Source organism: Thermosynechococcus sp. NK55a (assembly GCF_000505665.1).
In the GTDB taxonomy this organism is placed as follows: domain Bacteria; phylum Cyanobacteriota; class Cyanobacteriia; order Thermosynechococcales; family Thermosynechococcaceae; genus Thermosynechococcus.
Genome location: NC_023033.1, coordinates 222755 through 242444, shown reverse-complemented (window position 1 = coordinate 242444; position 19690 = coordinate 222755). Strand labels below are relative to the sequence as shown.

Sequence of the window (19690 nt, the reverse complement as noted above, 5' to 3'; positions counted from 1 at the left end):
AAGACTGTGAAATACTCTTTTACCATTATGGCGAAATTCAACGCGGAGGAGCTACTCCAAGCCTATGCAGCAGGCGAACGGAATTTTCGCGGCAGCGATCTAACGGGTTTGAGTCTCTTTGACACCAACCTCAGTGATGCTGATTTTAGCGAGAGTACACTGGCGAATGCCTACTTGCCCTATTGCCAGTTAAATCGAATTCAGGCAACTGCTGCTAATTTGCGCCATAGTGAGTTGGGAGATGCTGAGTTGTACCAAGCCAACCTCGCTGCAGCGGATTTCGAGGGGGCGAGCCTTGTGCGGGCCAATCTACGCACGGCCAATTTGGAGCGGGCAAACCTGCGGGGGGCCAATCTTCGGGGGGCGGATTTGCGCTATGCCAATTTGCGCCAAGCAAATCTCCAAGGGGCAAACCTGCAACAGGCCAATTTAGAGCAGGCGGATTTAACGGAAGCACAGGTACAGGGATGTAATTTTTTCGGGCAACGGGTGTCGATTTGTCGGTGGCGGTGTGCGATCGCACCACTATCTACCCCGATGGCTACTTCTATCCCTGAGGCAGGGTAATTAGGGTAACCGGATTCAGGGGGTGGAGGCGGTGGCCTTGACCCAGGGGAACGGAACGGCTGAGTTGCACCTGTAGCACTTGCGGGTTGATTTGATGGGTCTGACACCAGCGGAGAACTTGGCCTTGGTGTTCGAGGGTAGCGATCGCCAGCACTAGCCGGCCGCCAGCTTTCAAGTGGCACCAACAATAGTCGAGATTGGCCAGTAACTGAGCACCACTGCCGCCAATAAACACCCGATTCGGCGGCGGTAAATCCCTGAGACACTGGGGGGCTGTCCCTTGGAGCGGGATGAGGTTGGTCAAACCAAAAGCCTTGCGGTTGCGCTCAATCAGTTGAAAGCCAATAGCTGTTTTCTCAATCGCATAGACGGTGGCTTGGGGGGCAAGGCGGGCGATTTCCACGGCCACACTGCCAGTGCCGGCACCAATATCCCAAACAATTTCTACAGTGCCGGTGAGGGCCAGTTCCGCCAAAACCAGTACCCGCACTTCCCGCTTCGTCATCAGGCTAGGGCGATCCTCAAAGGTGAAAAACTGATCATCCCCTAGGCCAAGAATGGGCTGTTCCCTAGGGGGTAGGCGCTGGGGTTGACGCAGGAGCACCACCAAATTCAAGGGATGTACTGGCGGCAGCCCCGTCACCGGTTGGGCCAAGTCCCAGGGCAGAATGGCTTCCTCGGCGCTACCAAGGGCCTGACAAACCCACGCCCGATAGGCCACAGGCACCTGCAATGCTTGGTATAGACGGCTAATGGCAGCAATATTGGCCTCGCCATCGGTATAGATGGCAATTTTCTCTACCCCCCGCTGCAACAGGGGCACCAATCCCGCTAGATCCCGCCCATGGGCACTGTAGATTACTGCATCCTGCCAAGGGAGCTTGAGACGACTAAAGGCCAATTGCACCGCACTGAGGTGGGGATGAAACGTTAACTGATCCGGGGTAAAGACTTCAAGGAGCCAGCGTCCCAATCCATAGAACAGCGGATCACCACTGGTGAGAATGACCACTTGGGGGTTGGGTGTGGTGTCCAAGTGGTTTTGAATCGCCTTGAGACTGGCATTAAAGTTCCCTAGGGAGAGGCGGGGGGTGTCCCCTTCGGGAATCAATTGCAGATGGCGATCGCTCCCCACCAAGAGGGTGGCGGAATGAAGAATCTGCTGCACAGTGGCTGCCAACCCTTGGAGACCCTCTAGGCCAATGCCCACCACATGAATCGGAGTCACGCTGGCCCCTCGCTATCGGCCAACTCCAGTAGGGCATTGACAATCGCCGCTGCCACAGGCGATCCCCCCTTGCGACCGGCAATGCGAATTTGGGGCACGGGTAGTTGGGCAAGGGCAGCTTTTGACTCCAGGACATTGACAAAGCCAACGGGGACGCCAATAACCCCTGCCGGAGGCACATGGGTTTGTTGCAGGCGATCGCACAGGGCCAGGAGGGCCGTTGGTGCATTCCCAATCACAAACAGACCGTGGGGCCACTGTTGCCAAGCGCGGAGCATCCCTGCTGCGCTGCGGGTTTGACCAGGGGCGGTGGGGCTGCCAGCGTCAAGGGCGGTAATGATTGGGTTTTGGAAGGTGCGGCTGACCATCGTTTGAATGCCAACACTGACCATGGCCACATCCGTAATAATCGGCACACCTGAGCGCAGGGCTTGAGTGAGGTGGGCGATCGCCCCCGGCGAAATCTCCAGGAGGTTCTTAAACTCAAAATCGGCCGTGCTGTGGATAATCCGCCGCAAAATCGCATAGCTAGGGGGGTCAAAAGAATGAGGCCCGATCTCGCGATCGATGATGGCAAAACTCGCTTGGGCAATTGGATGCAGCAGAGACACAGGACTTCTGATAGGATAGTAGAACTGCCTAAACTTGGAGAGATGGCCGAGTGGTCGAAGGCGCAGCACTGGAAATGCTGTGTGGGGCAACTCACCGAGGGTTCGAATCCCTCTCTCTCCGTCCTAATTCTTATATTGCCACTATAGGGGGTACCCCCTGCTGCAACTCAGGGAGAGTACCAGGTTTCCCGCCTAGGAGCTCATTTCGCCAGTCTGGGCGGGCGATCGCTATGATCAAAGAATCTTCGCAGCCTTCCCTGAGCAATTCACCGCCATGCAGCGTCCCTGGCAAGTCTATTCTGCTGACCCCGCCCCCCCAACTTCATCGAGGCAGTTAAGTGGCTCCATCCCGATGCAGGCGCCATTACGGCTCAGTTACTTTGGCAGCGGGGCTACCGCGATGCTCTTCAGCAAGTGCCCCCCTTCTTAGATTGGCGCCACTACGAGTCAGCCTCCCCCCTAGAGTTTCCAGACATGCCTGCTGCCCTCGGGCGTTTGCAACAGGCACTCGATCAACAGGAAAAGGTGGCCATTTGGGGAGACTTTGACACCGACGGGGTAACGGCCACCGCCGTCCTCTGGGAAGGACTAAAACCCCTTTTGGGAACGCAATTGGTGGATTTTTATATTCCCAATCGCCAGTGCGACTCCCATGGCCTCTCGCGCCATGGCCTTGAAAAGCTGAACGAAAAGGGGGTCTCCCTGATCATCACCTGTGATACTGGCTGCACCAATGCTGCTGAAATTGCCTTTGCCCAAACGCTGGGGATAGACGTGATTGTGACCGATCACCATGCCCTTGAACCCACTCCCTTGGGGGCTGTGGCGCTGATCAATCCGCGGCAGTTGTCCCCGAATCATCCCCTACATCACTTATCGGGAGTTGGCGTCGCCTACAAATTTTTGGAAGCCGTCTATGCCAGATGGCCAGAGAAAACCCAGGGGTATCCCCTCGAGAATCTCCTTGATCTGGTGGCCATTGGTCTGATTGCTGATTTAGTTGAATTGCGAGGAGAGTGCCGCTATCTTGCCCAGCGAGGTCTGGAAAAACTAGGCCAGAGTCAGGCCCTGCGACCGGGCATTGCCGCCCTTTTGGGGCAAGTGTCCCAGAATACGGCTCGGCAACGGGATATTAGTTTTGCGCTGGCCCCCCGCCTTAATGCCGTGAGTCGTATCCATGGGGATGTGGGGCCACTGGTGCAACTCTTGACCACGCCAGACAAAGAAGAAGCTAGGCAGTTGGCTCGCAAGATTGACAAGATGAATAGCGAGCGGAAACAGCGTCAAAAACAGATCGCTCAGGTTGCCCATGCCAAAGTAGCTCAGCTGGATCTCTCGGTCACACGGGTGATCCTACTGACTGATGAGAATTGGCCCTTGAGCCTATTGGGCCTAGTGGCAAGCGAGATGGTAAAAACCTATGGCCGTCCCGCCATTTTGCTACAGACCAATGCCGCTACGGGAATGGCCGCCGGTTCAGCCCGTTCCGATGGCATGGTGGATCTTTATGAGGCACTGCGTTGTCAACGGCATTTATTGGAGGGATTCGGCGGGCATCCCTATGCAGCAGGCTTTAGACTCAAGATGGAGCACATTTCCCTTTTGGAAGCAGCCCTCAACCAATTCTTAGGCCAGCAGGAGGGGACGGCAACTGCGACACCGCAACCGTTGAGGATTGATTTGGAAGTCACTCTAAAGCAATTGAACGATGCCCTCTTCAAAGAAATAGAAATACTCGCTCCCTTTGATTCAACCCACCATCCCTTCCCCCGCTTACTTGTGCGCCATGTAGAACTCACCGAAGTGCAGGAGAACAAAGTCAAAAATGACCCCACAAGGCGGTATGTTTCCATGATGCTTCTCGATCCCCAAGCAAAGCAAACCTTTCCCGCCAAGTGGTGGGATCATCAAATCGGGGATTGTCCCAAGGGAGCCTGTGATCTAGTGATTGAACTACAGCAGTGGCAAAGCTCCCTATCAGCTGTCATTCAAGATCTGCGCCCCAGTCGCACCAGTATCATTGAAACTGCCCCTTTTCAGGCCCTCATTGATGGCCGCAATTGCCCCGGTGGGGTGACTGAGACTGGCTTGTGCGTGGACACCTGCCCAACCTCACGGGAAAACTGGCGACAATGGATTCAACGGGCTAAGCAGGAGCAGCAACCCCTAATTTTGGCCTACTCGCTCCCTAAGGAACAGGATGCCCTCACGGTTTGGCAGGAATTCCTAACACGTTGCCAAAAGGCTGGTCAACAGGGAACGTGGCTGCGGCGAGAGGCCCTTTGCCAAGAGCTTAACATTGAGGCAATGACATTGCGCTATGCTCTCAGGGCGCTGGCAACCCTAGGGGTTAAAGTGGAGAACACTGGGGACAAGTTCCGATGCCAATGGCCGCCCCAGATAAAACCTTCTCCGGCTACAACAGCAGCACTAGAGGCCTTTAGGGGAGCGATCGCTGAGGAAAACTTCCGCCGCCGGTACTTTGCAAGCGCTCCCCTACCGGCCCTTCAGGAAACACATTAAAAACTGGCTACCACCTTTTTCCACAGGGAACCTAGGGAACACACACGAGCCGACAGGGGAAACACACTAGCCATCAAGGCTGATTGAGAGAAAAAGAGCATCGCTCTCAAGAGAGCCTCAATCTGATTACACACAGCGTGCCTCAGTGCAGGCCTGCAGCCGTACTTCTATCCTCCCACGGCTGCCTTTGAGTGCCTACCGTGTTTCCACTTAACTTTGCCACCCTTGAGAAAGAGGAAATTCTCCCTCAGATTCCGTAAAACCACGGATGGCTAGACGTACATTGCCTCCACGAGGGCATCGCTCATCGTCAGGTTGGTGGCCACACTTTGAATATCATCGAGATTTTCGAGGGCATCCATCAGCTTAAGGAGGCGCCGTGCCGTGTCTTCATCGGTGATTTCTACGGTATTCATTGGAATCCAGCGGCTTTCGGTGTCGAGAACGGTATAGCCGTGGGCTTTGAGGGTTTCGCTGACGGTTTCAAGGGCAGGGACGGGACAACGCACCTCGGCCACCTCCTCTAGGATTTCGTAGGTTTCAACCTCAGCCGCCAGCAGGGCTTCAAGGAAAGCTTCTTCATCTTTAGGTGCAGTAACGGTTACAATGCCGCACTGTTCAAACATCCAGCCCACACAGCCGGTTTCGCCGAGGTTGCCCCCCTGTTTATTGAAGGCGGCCCGCAGATCTGCCGCCGTGCGATTGCGATTATCCGTGAGGGCTTCAATCAAAAATGCCACACCCCCCGGCCCATAGCCTTCGTAGCGAATTTCTTCTAGGGGAGCATCACTGTCGAGGGTACCAGTCCCTTTGGCGATCGCCCGCTCAATATTTTCGCTGGGAATCCCTGCTGCTTTGGCCTTCTCAATGGCACTGCGCAGTTGAAAGTTGCCCGCTGGATCCCCTCCCCCATGCCGAGCCGCAATAATGATTGCTCGCGATAGCCGCGCAAAGATCTTGCCCTTTTGGGCATCCACCCGCGCCTTTTGCCGTTTGATGTTTGCCCACTTACTGTGACCTGCCATAGGGGAAGGAAGTGCATGAAACAAACTCAAGAAGAACCCCGCTGGAACCAACGGGGCCAGTCAACAGGGTTAGTTTGATCGGAGCTATCTTTAACGGAAACCAACAGCGGCTTGCCAAACAAAGGCCAAGGCTAAAAAGAGCACCGGAATCACTGGCAGCACATCCACAAGGGGATCAAAAATGGCGTAGGCTTCCGGCAATTTCGCAATCAAAACCAAAGCATCCATCATGGTGTTTTCCTAAAAGAATTCGGCGATCGCAACAGAACTGAGAAAATAGTACCATAGCTGCTGCGACAACGGGATCGCCATGCCAGGCATTTTCCTTTTACCAGAAACAGACCAGCACGACTTTTGGATGCAACAGGCGATCGCCCTTGCAGAACAGGCAGGAGCCGCCGATGAAGTGCCCGTGGGTGCGGTGATTGTCAGTGCTGAGAATGAACTCATTGCTACGGGGGAAAATCGTCGCCAGCGAGATCACGACCCCACTGCCCATGCGGAAATCATTGCCCTACGCCGCGCCGGTCAGCATCTAGGTACGTGGTATTTAACGGGCTGCCGCCTCTACGTCACCCTAGAGCCCTGCCCGATGTGTGCCGGTGCCATTGTCCAGGCCCGCATTCACACCCTCATCTATGGGACGACGGATCCAAAATCAGGGGCAATTGATTCGGTGCTGCAACTGCCCCATAGCCCAGCGGTGTTCCACCGGATTCAGGTCATTGGGGGGGTTCAGGCAACGGCCTGTCGGCAGCAGTTGCAAAGGTGGTTTCGTCAGCATCGTCAGAAAGAACGGCAATAATGCCTGCATCCCCCACCCGCTCCCGTAGGGTTTGGATGGTTTCACCCAGGAGGGGATGGCGCCAGTGGGGGGCGATCGCCGCAAGGGGCAAAAGGACAAAGGGCCGCTCCGCCAGCCGTGGATGGGGCACGGTCAAATCTGGGGTGCGAATGATGCAATCGCCATAGAGCAGCAGATCTAGATCAAGGGTGCGGGCCCCCCAATGCTCTTGCCGTTGGCGACCAAACTGCGCTTCGATTGCCTGCAGCCTTTTCAGTAGTGCCCAAGGGGAGAGTTGCACCCGAGCAACGAGGCAGCCATTCCAGTAATCCGGTTGAGGGGGGCCTAGGGGGGCAGTGCGATACCACGGCGAGCAGGCTAAGACCCTGATCCCTGGCGTTTGGGCAAGCACTTGGACGGCTGAGCGCAGTTGCAGCAATGGCTTACCCAGGTTACTTCCGAGGGCGATCGCCACGAGGGGGGGGTCAGACGGGGATATACTTAAGTCAGCGCATTCTACCATTGTGCCTGTGGAGAGTGCCGCTCACTCCTCCTGTTATACCTGCACTGTTCACCTATTGCCAAAATCGTTGTGGATCTCCGGACTCTCTTTCATACTGCAACCCCAGTCATTGGCGTTGTCCACCTCCTTCCCTTACCCACCTCCGCCCGTTGGGGGGGGAGTCTCAAGGCTGTTATTGACCGCGCAGAACAGGAAGCCACAGCCCTTGCCTCAGGGGGAGTCAATGCCATTATTGTTGAGAATTTCTTTGATGCTCCCTTCAGCAAAGATCGGGTGGATGCTGCTGTCGTCAGTGCCATGACCTTAGTGGTGCAGCGGTTAAAGAATCTGGTAGCTGTGCCCATTGGCCTTAATGTGCTGCGCAATGATGCCTTTAGTGGGCTGGCGATCGCCGCCTGTACGGGGGCACAATTTATCCGCGTCAATGTGCTCACTGGGGTCATGGCCACCGATCAAGGCATTATCGAAGGCCAAGCCCATCAACTGCTGCGCTACCGCCGTGAACTGGGGCAAGACATCAAAATTTTTGCCGATGTGATGGTGAAGCACGCCCAGCCCCTCCACAGCCCAAATCTGGCCACGGCAGTACGGGACACCTTTGACCGCGGACTCGCCGATGGGGTGATTCTCTCCGGTTGGGCAACAGGACAGCCACCCACTGAGGAGGATCTATCCATCGCCGCCAGTGCCGCCAAGGGACAACCCCTTTTGATTGGCAGTGGTGCCTCTTGGGACAATGTGGAGCAATTGGTGCCCTACGTCAACGGCGTCATTGTTGCCAGTTCCCTGAAGCGCAATGGTCAGATTGAACAACCCATTGACCCCATTCGGGTCAGCCGTTTTGTTGAAGCATGGCAGCGGGCACACCACAAGCTTCAAGACGTCGATCGCGCCAACGGTAACTGCCGAGGGCCAATCAATGAACCCCTGCCGGCCATGGTGGTGCACAGGCAACGGTAATCAAGCGATCGCCCCTGTTAACTGTGGAACGTAGTGCCCAAGACCATTGAGGTTGAGGCGATAGCTGCGGGGATGGGCAATCAAGTAGGCAGTGCTGCTAAAGATTTGCTCTAGCTCCACAAGGCCATTTTCCTTGAGGGTACGTCCCGTTGACACCAAATCCACAATTGCCTCCGCCATGCCCGTAATTGGCCCCAGTTCCACTGAACCATAGAGGGGCACAATATCCACGGGCAAATCCAACTGCTGGAAAAAAGCATCGGCACAGCGGACAAACTTTGAGGCAACGCGGCAATGGGGGGGCAAATCGCGGGCACTGCGGTAGGGACTAGAGGCTTTAACGGCCACCGATAGACGACACTGACCAAAGCCCAAATCCGCTAGTTTGGCCACATGGGGATTTTTTTCCCGCAGCACGTCATACCCAACAATGCCCAACTGCGCTTGACCATACTGCACATAGACGGGGACATCCTGGGCACGGACCAAAAGGGCGCGGGCACAGCCATCCTGAGAGAGAACCTGAAGTTGCCGATTTCCCGGCTCTAGGAGTGCTTCAAAATTTAAGCCTAGCCGTTGGAAGTAGGCAATACTGTCCTTGAGGAGGGCACCTTTGGGGAGGGCGATCGTTAGCATGACCTAGACACTCTGAATCTGCAAATAGGTTGCCCCATCACTGAGGGCTTCGATCTGCGGTGGCGCATCACTCTCAATCCAAGCAATATAGGGAATCTGGCGATCGCGGGCATAGGCGCGGATTTGCTCCGGCGTCAAATCCAGAAGTGCCAACTCCACCCGGGTCGAGCCCTCCAAGCGCAGTGTTTGGGCATGGTGGAGGGCGGCAGCGAGGGCGCTGGCTGTGCGGGGAACCACAAGCCATTGACTGCGGGGGGCCAATAGGGCGGCTGGGGGAATGGCGACCGCCTGCAGGAGTGCCTCAACATTAAAGACAAAACCAATCCCCGGCACCGTCGCACCGTCGGGATGGTAAATACTGAGCAGTTGATCATAGCGCCCCCCTTGAGCCACCAACCGCAGTTCCGTTTCCGTAGGAATCAAGACCTCAAAGATAATCCCTGTGTAGTAATCAAAGGACTGCACAAGGCTCAGATCAAGGGTAATAGCCAAGGACTCGGCCACCAACGCCAACAACTGTTGAAGTTCCGCAAAGCGATCAACAACCCCTGGAACATCAGACCACTGCGCTAAACGTTCCCCCACCTCCTTTGGGGTACCCCGTAGATCAAAAAGGGCAAGGGCGCGATCGCGCCAAGGGGCAGGTAGAGCCTGCAAACTCACGCGGTCTAAATGGGCCAAGCATTGGCGCACGGTCTTTTGTAGTTCCACTGGAAAGGTACTGAGCAACTGTTGCGTCAAGTGGGCATCCCCCACCAAAAGATAAGCCTCCCCAACCGCTAGCACCCCAAGGCACTCCTGCACCAGCCAGAGAATTTCTGCATCGGCCGCTAAACCTGTTGCCCCCAGTAGCTCCACTCCGGCTTGGAAAAATTCCTGTTGGTTGCCCAACTCTGCCCCTGTGGTGCGTCGAAAGACATTAGTTTTGTAATAGAGCCTTTGGGGCAGTTGCATACCTGCCATACGGGTCACCGCCGCCCGAGCAATAGAAGCCGTTAATTCTGGTCGCAATCCTAAAGGCTCACCACCGCTCCCCTGCACTTGAATAACCGTCTCTGGATGGACAGTGCCCCCTGCTGTGAGGGTTGCTAAGGTCTCAATTGTGGGTGTGATAATTTCTTGGTAGCCCCAGCTTTGGAAGACGCGCTCTAGGCGTTGCTCTAGCCACCGTTGCCGTGCCACATCCAGGGGCAAAATATCGCGGGCACCACAGGCAGGTTGATACACCATAGTGAATTATTTTTTCCCAAAAAGACCAAAGAAGGAGAATTTCTTTTGCTCCGGTTTGGGTGGCTCAGTACTTTTTTGCTGTTTCTGGGCTTGGCGCTCTCTTTTGCTAATTGCTTCGAGTCCCTGTATTGCCATTACCTCTTGAGGATTGAGCTTCAGGGCTTGATTAAAGTGAATTTTGGCCATACTGAGGGAGCCTTGCTGCAGATACACCTTGCCTAGTAGGGCATTGCAGCGAGCACTGCGGGGGTCAATTTTCAGGGCATCCTTCAGTTCTTTGACGGCCTCCAGATAAATGCCTTTATTGAAGAGTTCCTCTGCCCGTCGGAAATATTGCTCTGTAAATTGCTCTGTTTTGGGGGCTTCTGTAGGTGGTGACGTCTCTGTGGTGGCCGCTGGTGTAGCCTGCCCTTGGGTTGCATCTGATTTAGGTGGAGCCGCCGGCGCAGAAACACTGGGCGTGGATGCGGTTACCTTGCCACCCGCCGATCGCCACAGGTAGATTAAATTCAGTTCGCTAATTTGTTCGCTAATTTTAAGGGTGTTGTTTAAGTCTTTGTATTGATCTTGGGCAAGGGTATTGAGGGCCCTTTGATAGGCCTCTTCAACATTGGCAGCGTTAAAGACTTCCTGTGCCAAATCAAAGGTGGGCGTTGGCACAATATTGGCCGTTAGCAGTTGCTTTTCCAGCAAGCGCAAAATGACTTGATATTCTTCTCGCTCTTTTTCTTGGGAAAGCACTTCATAGGCAGGATTCACAAACTTCGAGAGCAAATCACTGGCCATTTTTTTACCCGATTCATCATCACGGCTATCGGGGTGGAGTGTCTTGGCAATTTTGAGATACCGCTTGCGAATTTCCCCGGGTGCTGCTGACAATGGAATACCGAGGGCAGCATGGAGATCCCGTTTGGAGTTAAAGCGACCCAGGCCGTGATTGATCTCGAAGGGCATAGTCAGTCAAACCGCAGGGGCAGAACATTATTTGATTATACCTGCTCATCAAGGGGGTTGGTGACCCCCTACGGGAATCCCCAAAGGCAACAGGCCCGCAACGGTGGCAACCCTCAAGCAAAGACTGCCGTGCGATTGCCATACACCAGAATCCGATTTTGTAAATGCAGCCGTACCGCCCGCGCCAACACCACCCGTTCTAAATCCTTGCCCTTGCGAATTAGATCCGCCACTGTATCCCGATGGCTCACAGGCACAACCGCCTGCTCAATGATTGGCCCTTCGTCTAAATCCACCGTGGCATAGTGGGCCGTGGCACCAATGATTTTTACCCCCCGCTCATAGGCACGGTGGTAGGGGTTAGCTCCCGCAAAGGCCGGCAAGAATGAATGGTGAATATTGATCACGTGGGGAAAGGCCCCAATAAATTCAGGACTGAGCACCTGCATATACTTAGCCAGCACCACCAGATCAATCCTGTAGTCCTTGAGGAGTTGCAGTTCCTTGGCTTCCGCCAGCGGCTTGGTCTCTGGCGTCACAGGGATATAGTAAAAATCAATGCCAAACTGCTCGGCGATGGGACGCAAATGCTCATGGTTACTGATGATCAGGGGAATTTCCGCAAAGAGATCCCCCGCCCGCTGCCGCAGCAGCAGATCCCAAAGGCAATGATCTTGGCGGCTCACCCAAATGGCCAAGCGATAGGGAATATCCGACGCCCGCAACTGCCAGCGCACCCCCTGCCAACTGGCAAAGACCTTTTCCCGCTGCGCATAGTTGATGAAAGTGGTGGCAATTTGATCGCGGGGGATTTCAAAGCCCTCTAATTCCCATTCGAGGCGGGAGAGAAAAATGCCCGCAACGGCATCGGTGTGGTGGTCGGCATGGACAATGTTCCCGTTATAGCGATAGACAAACTGGGCCAACTTGGCCACTAGCCCCCGCTGATCGGGACAGGAAATGGAAAGGGTCATTGTCGGCATAGGCACACCGCAAGGCAGAGCAACCTGTATTCTACTATTGCGAATTGGCAGCGGCGCGATTGAAGACTCGGGCAAGATACTGACCGGTGTAGGATTGGGGCATCAGGGCCACTGCTTCAGGAGTGCCCACGGCAACCACCTCTCCCCCGCGATCGCCCCCCTCGGGTCCTAGATCAATAATCCAATCGGCACAGCGAATCACATCTAAATTGTGCTCAATCACCAGAATTGAGTTGCCCTTGTCCACCAGCCGTTGCAGCACCTCGAGGAGTTTATGCACATCGTAAAAGGATAGCCCCGTGGTCGGCTCATCAATCAGGTAGAGGGTTTTGCCCGTGGCACGGCGGGACAGTTCAGCTGCCAATTTAAGGCGTTGGGCTTCCCCCCCAGAGAGGGTGGGTGCGGTTTGTCCCAATTTCAGATAGCCCAAGCCCACATCCACAAGGGTTTGCAGCTTGCTCACCGCCTTGGGGATATTTTCAAAAAAGGTCAGCGCTGTCTCAGCAGTCATATCCAAAACATCGGCGATCGAGCAGCCCTTGTACTTCACTTGCAGTGTATCGCGGTTGTAGCGGGCCCCCTTGCACACCTCACACTGGACATAAACATCGGGCAGAAAGTTCATCTCAATAACATTCACCCCTTGGCCACCGCAGGCCTCACAGCGGCCGCCCTTGATATTGAAGGAAAACTGCCCCGGCTTGTAGCCCCGTGCCTTGGCCTCAACGGTTTGGCTAAAGACCTCACGGATGACATCAAAAACACCAATGTAGGTGGCAGGGTTGGAGCGGGGGGTTCGACCAATGGGGGACTGGTCAATGACAATGACTTTATCAATGGCACTCAAGCCTTCGATGTGCCCCAGTTCCTTGGGGAGCGGCACATGGTGACCAAGATGGTGCTGCAGGGCAGGATAGAGAACTTCGTGCATGAGGGTGGACTTGCCCGATCCCGATACTCCCGTCAGACACACCAGCTTGCCAAGGGGAATTTCTACGGTGATATCCTTGAGGTTGTTGCGGGACACCTTTTTTAGAATCAGGGATTTGCCATTCCCTGGCCGGCGATCGCTGGGAGTTTCGATGCGCTTGCGCCCCGACAGATAAGCCCCCGTCAGGGAGTCAGGATGGTTGAGAATTGCCTCGAGGCTGCCTTGAGCGACAATTTGGCCGCCGTGGCTTCCCGCCCCTGGGCCAATATCGACAATGTAATCGGCAGCCCGGATCGTATCCTCATCGTGTTCGACAACAATCAGCGTATTCCCCAAGTCCCGCAGGCGAAAGAGCGTTTGCAGCAGGCGATCGTTATCGCGCTGGTGCAGGCCAATACTCGGCTCATCGAGGACATAGAGCACCCCCGTCAGGCCAGAGCCAATTTGGGTAGCCAAGCGAATTCGTTGAGCTTCACCCCCAGAGAGGGTGGCTGCACTGCGATCCAAGGTTAGGTAATCGAGCCCCACATCAATGAGAAACTGCAACCGCGCCATTACTTCCCGCAGGGCTAGTTCCGCAATTTGTTGTTGGCGAGGCGTGAGTTGCAGGGATTGAAGCCGTGCCCAGCACTCGCGAATCGAAACACGGGTGAGATCCGTAAGGCGATATTGCCCCAAGCGCACGGCCAAAGCGGCTGGTTTCAGGCGTTGTCCCTGACAGGCGGGGCAGGTTTGATTGACTTGGTACTCTTCCAGTTTTTGCCGGTAGGCCTCGGAGGTCGTCTCGCGGTACTGCCGCTCTAGGATGGGAATCACCCCTTGAAATTGACGGTAGTAGTCCCGTTTGCGATAGCGCAAATCAGAAGGGATGAGAATCGGTGTGTCGGTGCCGTAAAGGAGGATCTCCCGTTGCAACTCCGTGAGGCGATACCACGGTGTATGGATGTCAAAACCAAGGGCCTCAGCAACACCACAGAGGAGAGCAAGGTAGTAGTCGTGTTCCTTCTCGGCCCAGGGGGCGATCGCCAGATAAACCGGTAGTTCGGGATTGGGGACAATTAACTCCGGGCTAAATTTGCGCAAATAGCCCAGGCCATGGCACTCTGGACAGGCCCCATAGGGGGAGTTAAAGGAAAAAAGTCGCGGAGAGAGCTCATCCATCACCGCCCCATGCTCAGGGCAGGCAAAATTTTCTGAAAACAGGAGCGTTTGACCCTCAGCCCCCGTCTCCCGAGACACCACACTGACCATTGCCGTACCGTTGCCATGGTGCAACGCCGTTCGCAAGGAATCCCCTAAACGTTCCTCAATCCCCGGCTTCAGCACCAGGCGATCAACAACAATTTCAATCGTGTGGACATGGTTTTTGTCCAGTTCAATGGCATCACTGAGGTCGCGCACCTCCCCATCAATCCGAACCCGCACAAAACCTTCACTGGCCAGACTCGACAGCAGCTTCCTGTGGCTGCCCTTCTTCCCCTTGACAATGGGGGCCAAGACTTGAAAGCGGCTCTGGGGCGGCAACTGCATCACCTGATCCACCATTTCATCAATGGTTTGGGGGCGGATCGAGCGATCGCAATGGGGGCAATGGGGTTCACCGGCACGGCCATAGAGCAGCCGCAGGTAGTCATAGATTTCCGTGACCGTCCCCACCGTTGAGCGGGGATTGTGGGAGGTGGACTTTTGATCAATAGAAATTGCTGGACTCAGCCCCTCAATGGCATCCACATCAGGCTTATCTAACTGGCCGAGGAATTGCCGTGCATAGGCACTCAGGGACTCCACATAGCGGCGTTGTCCTTCAGCAAAAATCGTGTCAAAGGCAAGGGAGGACTTCCCTGAACCGGAGACACCGGTCATTACAATCAGGCGATCGCGGGGCAGATCGAGGTCAATGTTTTTCAGATTATGCTGCCGTGCACCCCGAATGCGAATTTCACCTCCAGGCATTGGATCGCCCATACTGCAAAAAGAACTAATGTTAAAAAACATTACATTGAGGGCTATTATAGCAACGCTGCCAAACCCTTTCGCAGCCACTCAGCCATGAAAAAAGCGGGGTTTGGTTGCCCCGCTTCCCGTGTGGGTAACCCTCGCCTAGGCAGGTTCAGGGATTGACTCTGTGCCCAGGGTAGGGATGGGCTTAGTAGTCGAAGTCACCGCCCATGCCAGCACCGCTGCCCGCAGGATTATTTTCCTTGGGTTCGGGCTTGTCAACGATGATGCACTCGGTGGTTAGCACCATGCCAGCAATAGAGGCCGCATTTTGCAGAGCCGAGCGGGTAACTTTGGCAGGGTCAACGATACCGGCATCAAACATGTTGACATATTCATCTTTAGCGGCATCATAACCCACATCGAAGGGTTTTTCTTTGACCCGTTCAACAATGATGGCACCATTTTGACCCGCGTTTTCCGCAATGCGACGCAGGGGAGCGCTGAGGGCACGCTCAACAATGTTGGCACCAATCAGTTCTTCACCCGTTAGGTGCTCAGCGGCCCAGTTGCTCAACTCAGGAGCCAAGTGAACCAAGGTGGTACCGCCACCGGGAACAATCCCCTCCTCAACAGCGGCTTTGGTGGCGTTAATCGCATCTTCCAGACGGAGTTTGCGATCTTTCATTTCAGTTTCGGTGGCAGCACCGACTTTAATCACCGCCACCCCACCAGCTAGTTTGGCCAACCGCTCCTGCAGTTTTTCTTTGTCGTAGCTGGAGTCGGTTTCTTCGATTTGGCGACGGATTTGCTCGCAGCGAGCCTTGACGGCTTTTTCATTGCCTTCGGCAACAATCGTGGTGTGATCTTTGGTGATTGTGATGCGGCGAGCTTTACCGAGCATATCCAGCTTGGCATTTTCCAGCTTCAGACCCGCATCTTCGGTGATCACTTGACCCGCTGTGAGGACGGCAATATCTTCGAGCATCGCTTTACGGCGATCGCCAAAGCCGGGAGCTTTCACCGCAGCGACATTCAAGACACCGCGCAGACGGTTGACCACGAGGGTGGCCAAGGCTTCTTTCTCGATGTCTTCGGCAATGATGACCAAGGGCTTACCGGCGCGAGCCACCTGTTCGAGGATCGGCACCAGATCTTGCACCAAGGTAATTTTCTTGTCGGTGATCAGCACGAAGGGTTCATCGAACACGGCTTCCATGCGCTCGGTGTCGGTGGCAAAGTAGGGGGAGATGTAGCCCTTGTCAAAGCGCATCCCCTCAGTGACCTCCAGTTCGGTGGTCATGGATTTGCCTTCTTCGAGGGAGATCACGCCTTCTTTGCCCACTTTGTCCATGGCGTCGGCAATCATCTGACCCACTTCTTCATCATTTCCCGCCGAGATGGCCGCCACTTGGGCAATGGCTTTGGAGTCTTCCACTGGACGGGCGTGTTCGGCAATTTTTTCCACCAGGAAGTGGGTGGCTTTGTCAATCCCGCGTTTTAGGGCAATGGGGTTAGCGCCAGCAGCAACGTTGCGCAGCCCCTCTTTCACCATGGCATGGGCGAGAACCGTCGCCGTCGTGGTGCCGTCACCGGCAGCATCATTGGTTTTCGAGGCGGCTTGGCGGATCAGCGCCACACCGGTGTTTTCAATGTGATCTTCAAGTTCAATTTCTTTAGCAATGGTGACACCATCATTGACAATTTGCGGCGCACCAAATTTTTTCTCCAAAACCACGTTCCGCCCTTTCGGACCAAGGGTCACGGCCACGGATTCAGCCAAGATGTCCATCCCTTTTTCAAGGGCCCGACGAGCATTTTCGTTGTAGATAATGCGCTTCGCCATATGTGTTTCCTACCTCAATCGTTCAACAGTGATGAAAAAATCGCACCGAGATGCAAGGAAGTCAGTGACCTAGCCCACAATGGCCAAGATGTCTTTTTCTGAGAGGAGAACGTAGTCTTCGCCCCCTAGTTTCACTTCGGTACCGGCATACTTGGAGTACAGCACCTTGTCACCCACTTTCACATCCATGGGCTGACGCTTGCCGTCTTCAGTGAGTTTGCCGGGACCGACGGCGGTCACTTCGCCCACTTGGGGTTTTTCACGGGCATTGTCGGGCAGGAGAATCCCCCCTGCGGTCCGTTCTTCGCTTTCGGCGACTTTGACAAAAATGCGATCGCCCAAAGGTTTCACAGTTGAAACGCTTAGAGATACGGCTGCCATAGCGTACTGTTCTCCCAATTGTAAGAGTATGGATTGATAGCACTCACTGCACGGCTCATCGCGCAGTCTCTGGGGAGTAAGAGCATCACTGGTAATTGTTTAGCACTCTCACCCTTCGAGTGCTAATGTAGCGAGAGACGGTTGGCGATCGCAACTCCTGTTGCAGTACGGTTTTCCGAACGGTACCTTAGTTCTTTAGCCCCGTGGTGGCAATACCGCGAATCAGTTGCCGCTGACCCAAAATAAACAAAATCATCACCGGTACAGTGGCAATCACCGCCGCTGCCATCATCAACGGCCAATCATTGGTGAACTGCTCCTGAAAATTGGCCAAGGAAAGCTGCACGGTGATCAGTTCTGGCTTGGTGGTAAAAACCAAGGGCTTAAACAGATCATTCCACTCGCCAATAAAGGTAAAGATAAAGAGCGTTACCAAGGCTGGTCGGCTCAGGGGCAAGAGAATATGCCAGAGAACCTGCCAGCGATTTGCCCCATCCAAGCGGGCTGCCTCCTCAAGGGCAACGGGCAATGTGAGAAAAAACTGCCGCATCAAAAAGACACCAAAGCCATTGGCCGCCGTTGGTAAGATCAACGCGCCATAGGTATTGATCAGATGAGCCGCCTTCAGGATGAGAAAAATTGGGATCACCAAAAGCTGAAATGGGATCACTAGGATTGCTAGCATCAGCAGCAGAATCGTCTGTTGCCCCGGAAACGAAAGTCGGGCAAGGGCGTAACCTGCTAGGGCTGAAGTTACCAACTGGAGCGCCGTCACCGCTAAGGCCACAAACGTTGAGTTGGCAAAAGCTAAGATAAAGTGTCCCTGCCGCCATGCCGCCTGATAGCTCTGCCAGGTCCAGCCTTGGGGCGGCAATAATTGGGTGGGTAGGGTTCCGGGTGGCCAGCCGGAGGTACAAAGCACCACTAGCAAGGGACTGAGAACCAACAATGCCCCCAGGATTAATAGGAGCGTTAAGCCTACCCTAGGAGCGACCACTGCCAGACATCCGTTTGAGCAAATCCACAAATCCTTTCACTTCTTCGCGCAAAAGGAAGCCCGCATAGGCCTCCATGCCATGCTCGCCAATGTCCAACCCCTCGATTTCCTCCTCTGGAGAAACGCGAATGCCAATGGTAAGGTTCAGGAGTAGCCACACTGCTGTACTAAAGGCAACGGTAAACCCGCCCACCGCCAGTACCCCCACCAATTGGTACCCCAACTGGGTAAAGTCACCACTCCAGAGCAATCCCTTGAGAGGCCCCGCCCCAGCTTCGTAAAAGCGCCCCGGTCCATCGGCAAAGAGCCCCACTGCTATGGTCCCCCAGATGCCATTGACCAAGTGTACGGAAATGGCTCCCACTGGATCGTCAATTTTTAGGCGATCGAGGGTCACCACCGAAAAAATAATAATGATCCCGGCAATACTGCCGATTAACGCCGCGCTCTCAATGGTGACAAAGGCACAGGGGGCTGTGATGGCCACTAATCCTGCCAGAATCCCATTAATGATCATCGAAAGGTCGGGCTTCCCAAAGTAGAGCGTGGAAACCACCGTTGCGGTGACACCCCCAAAGGCTGCGGCCATATTTGTGGTCACAACAATGTGGGCGATCGCCTCCGGATCTGCGGTCATCGTTGACCCTGGATTAAAACCAAACCAACCAAGCCAGAGGATCAAACAACCCAAGGTGGCGATCGCAAAATTATGCCCGGGGATGGCCGCCACCGACCCATCCGGCAGAAAGCGCCCCAAACGCGGCCCTAGGAGAGCTGCCCCCATCAATGCTGCCCATCCGCCTACAGAGTGCACGACCGTAGAACCGGCAAAATCCCACATACCTAGCTGTTGCAGCCAACCGCCACCCCAGATCCAGTGACCCGTAATTGGATAGGAAATCCCCACCAGCAGCAAGCTGAAGATAAAGAAGGCATAGAACTTAATCCGCTCCGCCACTGCCCCAGAAACAATTGTGGCGGCCGTTCCCGCAAAGACCACTTGAAAGAAGAACTTAGCAAACAGGGGTACCGCTGCCCAACTGAGGGAACTATAGACCCCCCGGTAGGCTTCGGCAGTGGCCGGACTGTTATCGGCCCCCAGCAAAAAGAAACCACTGCTGCCCACCACCCCATTGCCATCCCCAAACATTAGGGCAAAGCCAATCGCCCAATAGGCGATACTCGAAAGGGCAAAGACAATCAGGTTCTTTGAGAGCAGGTTCACCGCATTCTTGGCCCGGCAAAAGCCCGTTTCCAACATGCAAAAGCCAGCATTCATGAAAAATACCAGCACGCCTGCAAAAATCACCCAGAGCGTGTTGAGCACCACCTGCACCTTTGCCGGAACCGCCGTTGAGGCGGCAGTATCCTGCCCCAGTGCGGCTGTTGCACTCAGCACACCAATCATCACCGCAAAGGTCAATCGCGTGCGGCGAGGGGGCAGATAGAGAATCGGAGTCAGGGGATGCTGAAGACGTAACCCGCGGCGCAAGATAGAACGCAGTTTCATAGGTGCAGATGTCCAATCGACAAAGAAAACCGTTGGAACCTATAAACCCCCAGCTAAAATCCC

18 protein-coding genes and 1 tRNA gene are annotated in these 19690 nt (G+C 54.9%); 5 read left to right on the top strand and 14 right to left on the bottom strand.

Annotated features, from left to right (window positions below):
* Nucleotides 1-6 precede the first annotated feature (6 nt).
* Nucleotides 7-567 carry a pentapeptide repeat-containing protein gene (locus tag NK55_RS01195; protein ID WP_200865507.1) on the top strand — a complete coding sequence of 187 codons (561 nt, stop codon included), beginning with the start codon at nucleotides 7-9 and terminating at the stop codon, nucleotides 565-567.
* Here NK55_RS01195 and NK55_RS01190 read toward each other — a convergent pair.
* Nucleotides 548-1795, bottom strand: a complete 1248-nt coding sequence (locus tag NK55_RS01190; protein WP_024124029.1) for a bifunctional cobalt-precorrin-7 (C(5))-methyltransferase/cobalt-precorrin-6B (C(15))-methyltransferase — start codon at nucleotides 1793-1795, stop codon at nucleotides 548-550. The genes NK55_RS01195 and NK55_RS01190 overlap by 20 nt on opposite strands.
* Nucleotides 1792-2406, bottom strand: coding sequence for a cobalt-precorrin-8X methylmutase (locus tag NK55_RS01185; RefSeq protein WP_024124028.1), 615 nt, complete (start codon nucleotides 2404-2406; stop codon nucleotides 1792-1794). Before NK55_RS01185 ends, NK55_RS01190 begins: the two co-directional genes overlap by 4 nt.
* A 36-nt stretch (nucleotides 2407-2442) precedes the next feature.
* Between NK55_RS01185 and NK55_RS01180 the strand changes: the two genes are divergently transcribed.
* Nucleotides 2443-2527 (top strand) — tRNA-Ser (locus NK55_RS01180).
* Between the two features lie 293 nt (nucleotides 2528-2820).
* The gene (gene recJ / locus NK55_RS01175; RefSeq protein ID WP_051372749.1) at nucleotides 2821-4929 is read left to right on the top strand and encodes a single-stranded-DNA-specific exonuclease RecJ; all 2109 of its coding nucleotides are present in this window, start codon (nucleotides 2821-2823) and stop codon (nucleotides 4927-4929) included.
* Nucleotides 4930-5201: 272 nt separating this feature from the next.
* Here the strand turns inward: recJ and NK55_RS01170 are convergent, their stop codons facing one another.
* Nucleotides 5202-5954 carry a YebC/PmpR family DNA-binding transcriptional regulator gene (locus NK55_RS01170; protein WP_024124027.1) on the bottom strand — a complete coding sequence of 251 codons (753 nt, stop codon included), beginning with the start codon at nucleotides 5952-5954 and terminating at the stop codon, nucleotides 5202-5204.
* A gap of 90 nt (nucleotides 5955-6044) precedes the next feature.
* Nucleotides 6045-6182 carry a photosystem II reaction center protein K gene (locus NK55_RS01165; protein WP_041429384.1) on the bottom strand — a complete coding sequence of 46 codons (138 nt, stop codon included), beginning with the start codon at nucleotides 6180-6182 and terminating at the stop codon, nucleotides 6045-6047.
* A gap of 82 nt (nucleotides 6183-6264) precedes the next feature.
* Between NK55_RS01165 and tadA the strand changes: the two genes are divergently transcribed.
* Complete coding sequence (tadA, locus tag NK55_RS01160; RefSeq protein WP_024124025.1) at nucleotides 6265-6759, top strand: tRNA adenosine(34) deaminase TadA; 495 nt, start codon at nucleotides 6265-6267, stop codon at nucleotides 6757-6759.
* On the opposite strand, the gene folK is transcribed toward tadA, so the two are convergent.
* Entirely contained in the window at nucleotides 6677-7261 is a 585-nt protein-coding gene (folK, locus tag NK55_RS01155; protein ID WP_024124024.1) for a 2-amino-4-hydroxy-6-hydroxymethyldihydropteridine diphosphokinase, read from the bottom strand. The two genes, tadA and folK, sit on opposite strands and share 83 nt — an antisense overlap.
* Nucleotides 7262-7330: 69 nt before the next feature.
* Between folK and btpA the strand changes: the two genes are divergently transcribed.
* The gene (gene btpA, locus NK55_RS01150; protein ID WP_024124023.1) at nucleotides 7331-8221 is read left to right on the top strand and encodes a photosystem I biogenesis protein BtpA; all 891 of its coding nucleotides are present in this window, start codon (nucleotides 7331-7333) and stop codon (nucleotides 8219-8221) included.
* Here btpA and hisG read toward each other — a convergent pair whose 3' ends face one another.
* The 9 genes from hisG to NK55_RS01105 all read right to left on the bottom strand — a co-directional run bounded on the left by hisG (nucleotide 8222) and on the right by NK55_RS01105 (nucleotide 19627).
* Nucleotides 8222-8857, bottom strand: a complete 636-nt coding sequence (gene hisG / locus NK55_RS01145) for an ATP phosphoribosyltransferase (protein WP_024124022.1) — start codon at nucleotides 8855-8857, stop codon at nucleotides 8222-8224.
* A gap of 3 nt (nucleotides 8858-8860) precedes the next feature.
* Nucleotides 8861-10087: an ATP phosphoribosyltransferase regulatory subunit gene (locus tag NK55_RS01140; RefSeq protein ID WP_024124021.1), complete on the bottom strand. Its 1227-nt coding sequence runs from the start codon at nucleotides 10085-10087 to the stop codon at nucleotides 8861-8863.
* A 6-nt stretch (nucleotides 10088-10093) separates the two neighbouring features.
* Nucleotides 10094-11041 carry a DnaJ domain-containing protein gene (locus NK55_RS01135; protein ID WP_024124020.1) on the bottom strand — a complete coding sequence of 316 codons (948 nt, stop codon included), beginning with the start codon at nucleotides 11039-11041 and terminating at the stop codon, nucleotides 10094-10096.
* Between the two features lie 113 nt (nucleotides 11042-11154).
* Nucleotides 11155-12030: a formyltetrahydrofolate deformylase gene (gene purU, locus NK55_RS01130; RefSeq protein ID WP_157869617.1), complete on the bottom strand. Its 876-nt coding sequence runs from the start codon at nucleotides 12028-12030 to the stop codon at nucleotides 11155-11157.
* 28 nt (nucleotides 12031-12058) lie between these two features.
* Nucleotides 12059-14908 (bottom strand): excinuclease ABC subunit UvrA, encoded by a 2850-nt coding sequence (gene uvrA / locus NK55_RS01125; RefSeq protein WP_024124018.1) that lies wholly within the window; start codon nucleotides 14906-14908, stop codon nucleotides 12059-12061.
* Nucleotides 14909-15101: 193 nt separating this feature from the next.
* Nucleotides 15102-16739, bottom strand: a complete 1638-nt coding sequence (gene groL / locus NK55_RS01120; RefSeq protein WP_024124017.1) for a chaperonin GroEL — start codon at nucleotides 16737-16739, stop codon at nucleotides 15102-15104.
* Between the two features lie 69 nt (nucleotides 16740-16808).
* Nucleotides 16809-17120: a co-chaperone GroES gene (gene groES / locus NK55_RS01115; RefSeq protein WP_024124016.1), complete on the bottom strand. Its 312-nt coding sequence runs from the start codon at nucleotides 17118-17120 to the stop codon at nucleotides 16809-16811.
* Nucleotides 17121-17307: 187 nt separating this feature from the next.
* Entirely contained in the window at nucleotides 17308-18123 is an 816-nt protein-coding gene (locus NK55_RS01110) for a carbohydrate ABC transporter permease (RefSeq protein WP_051372872.1), read from the bottom strand.
* A complete protein-coding gene (locus NK55_RS01105; protein ID WP_024124014.1) occupies nucleotides 18104-19627 on the bottom strand; it encodes an ammonium transporter in 1524 nt (507 codons plus the stop codon). The genes NK55_RS01110 and NK55_RS01105 overlap by 20 nt, the downstream gene beginning before the upstream one ends.
* Nucleotides 19628-19690: the final 63 nt, after the last annotated feature.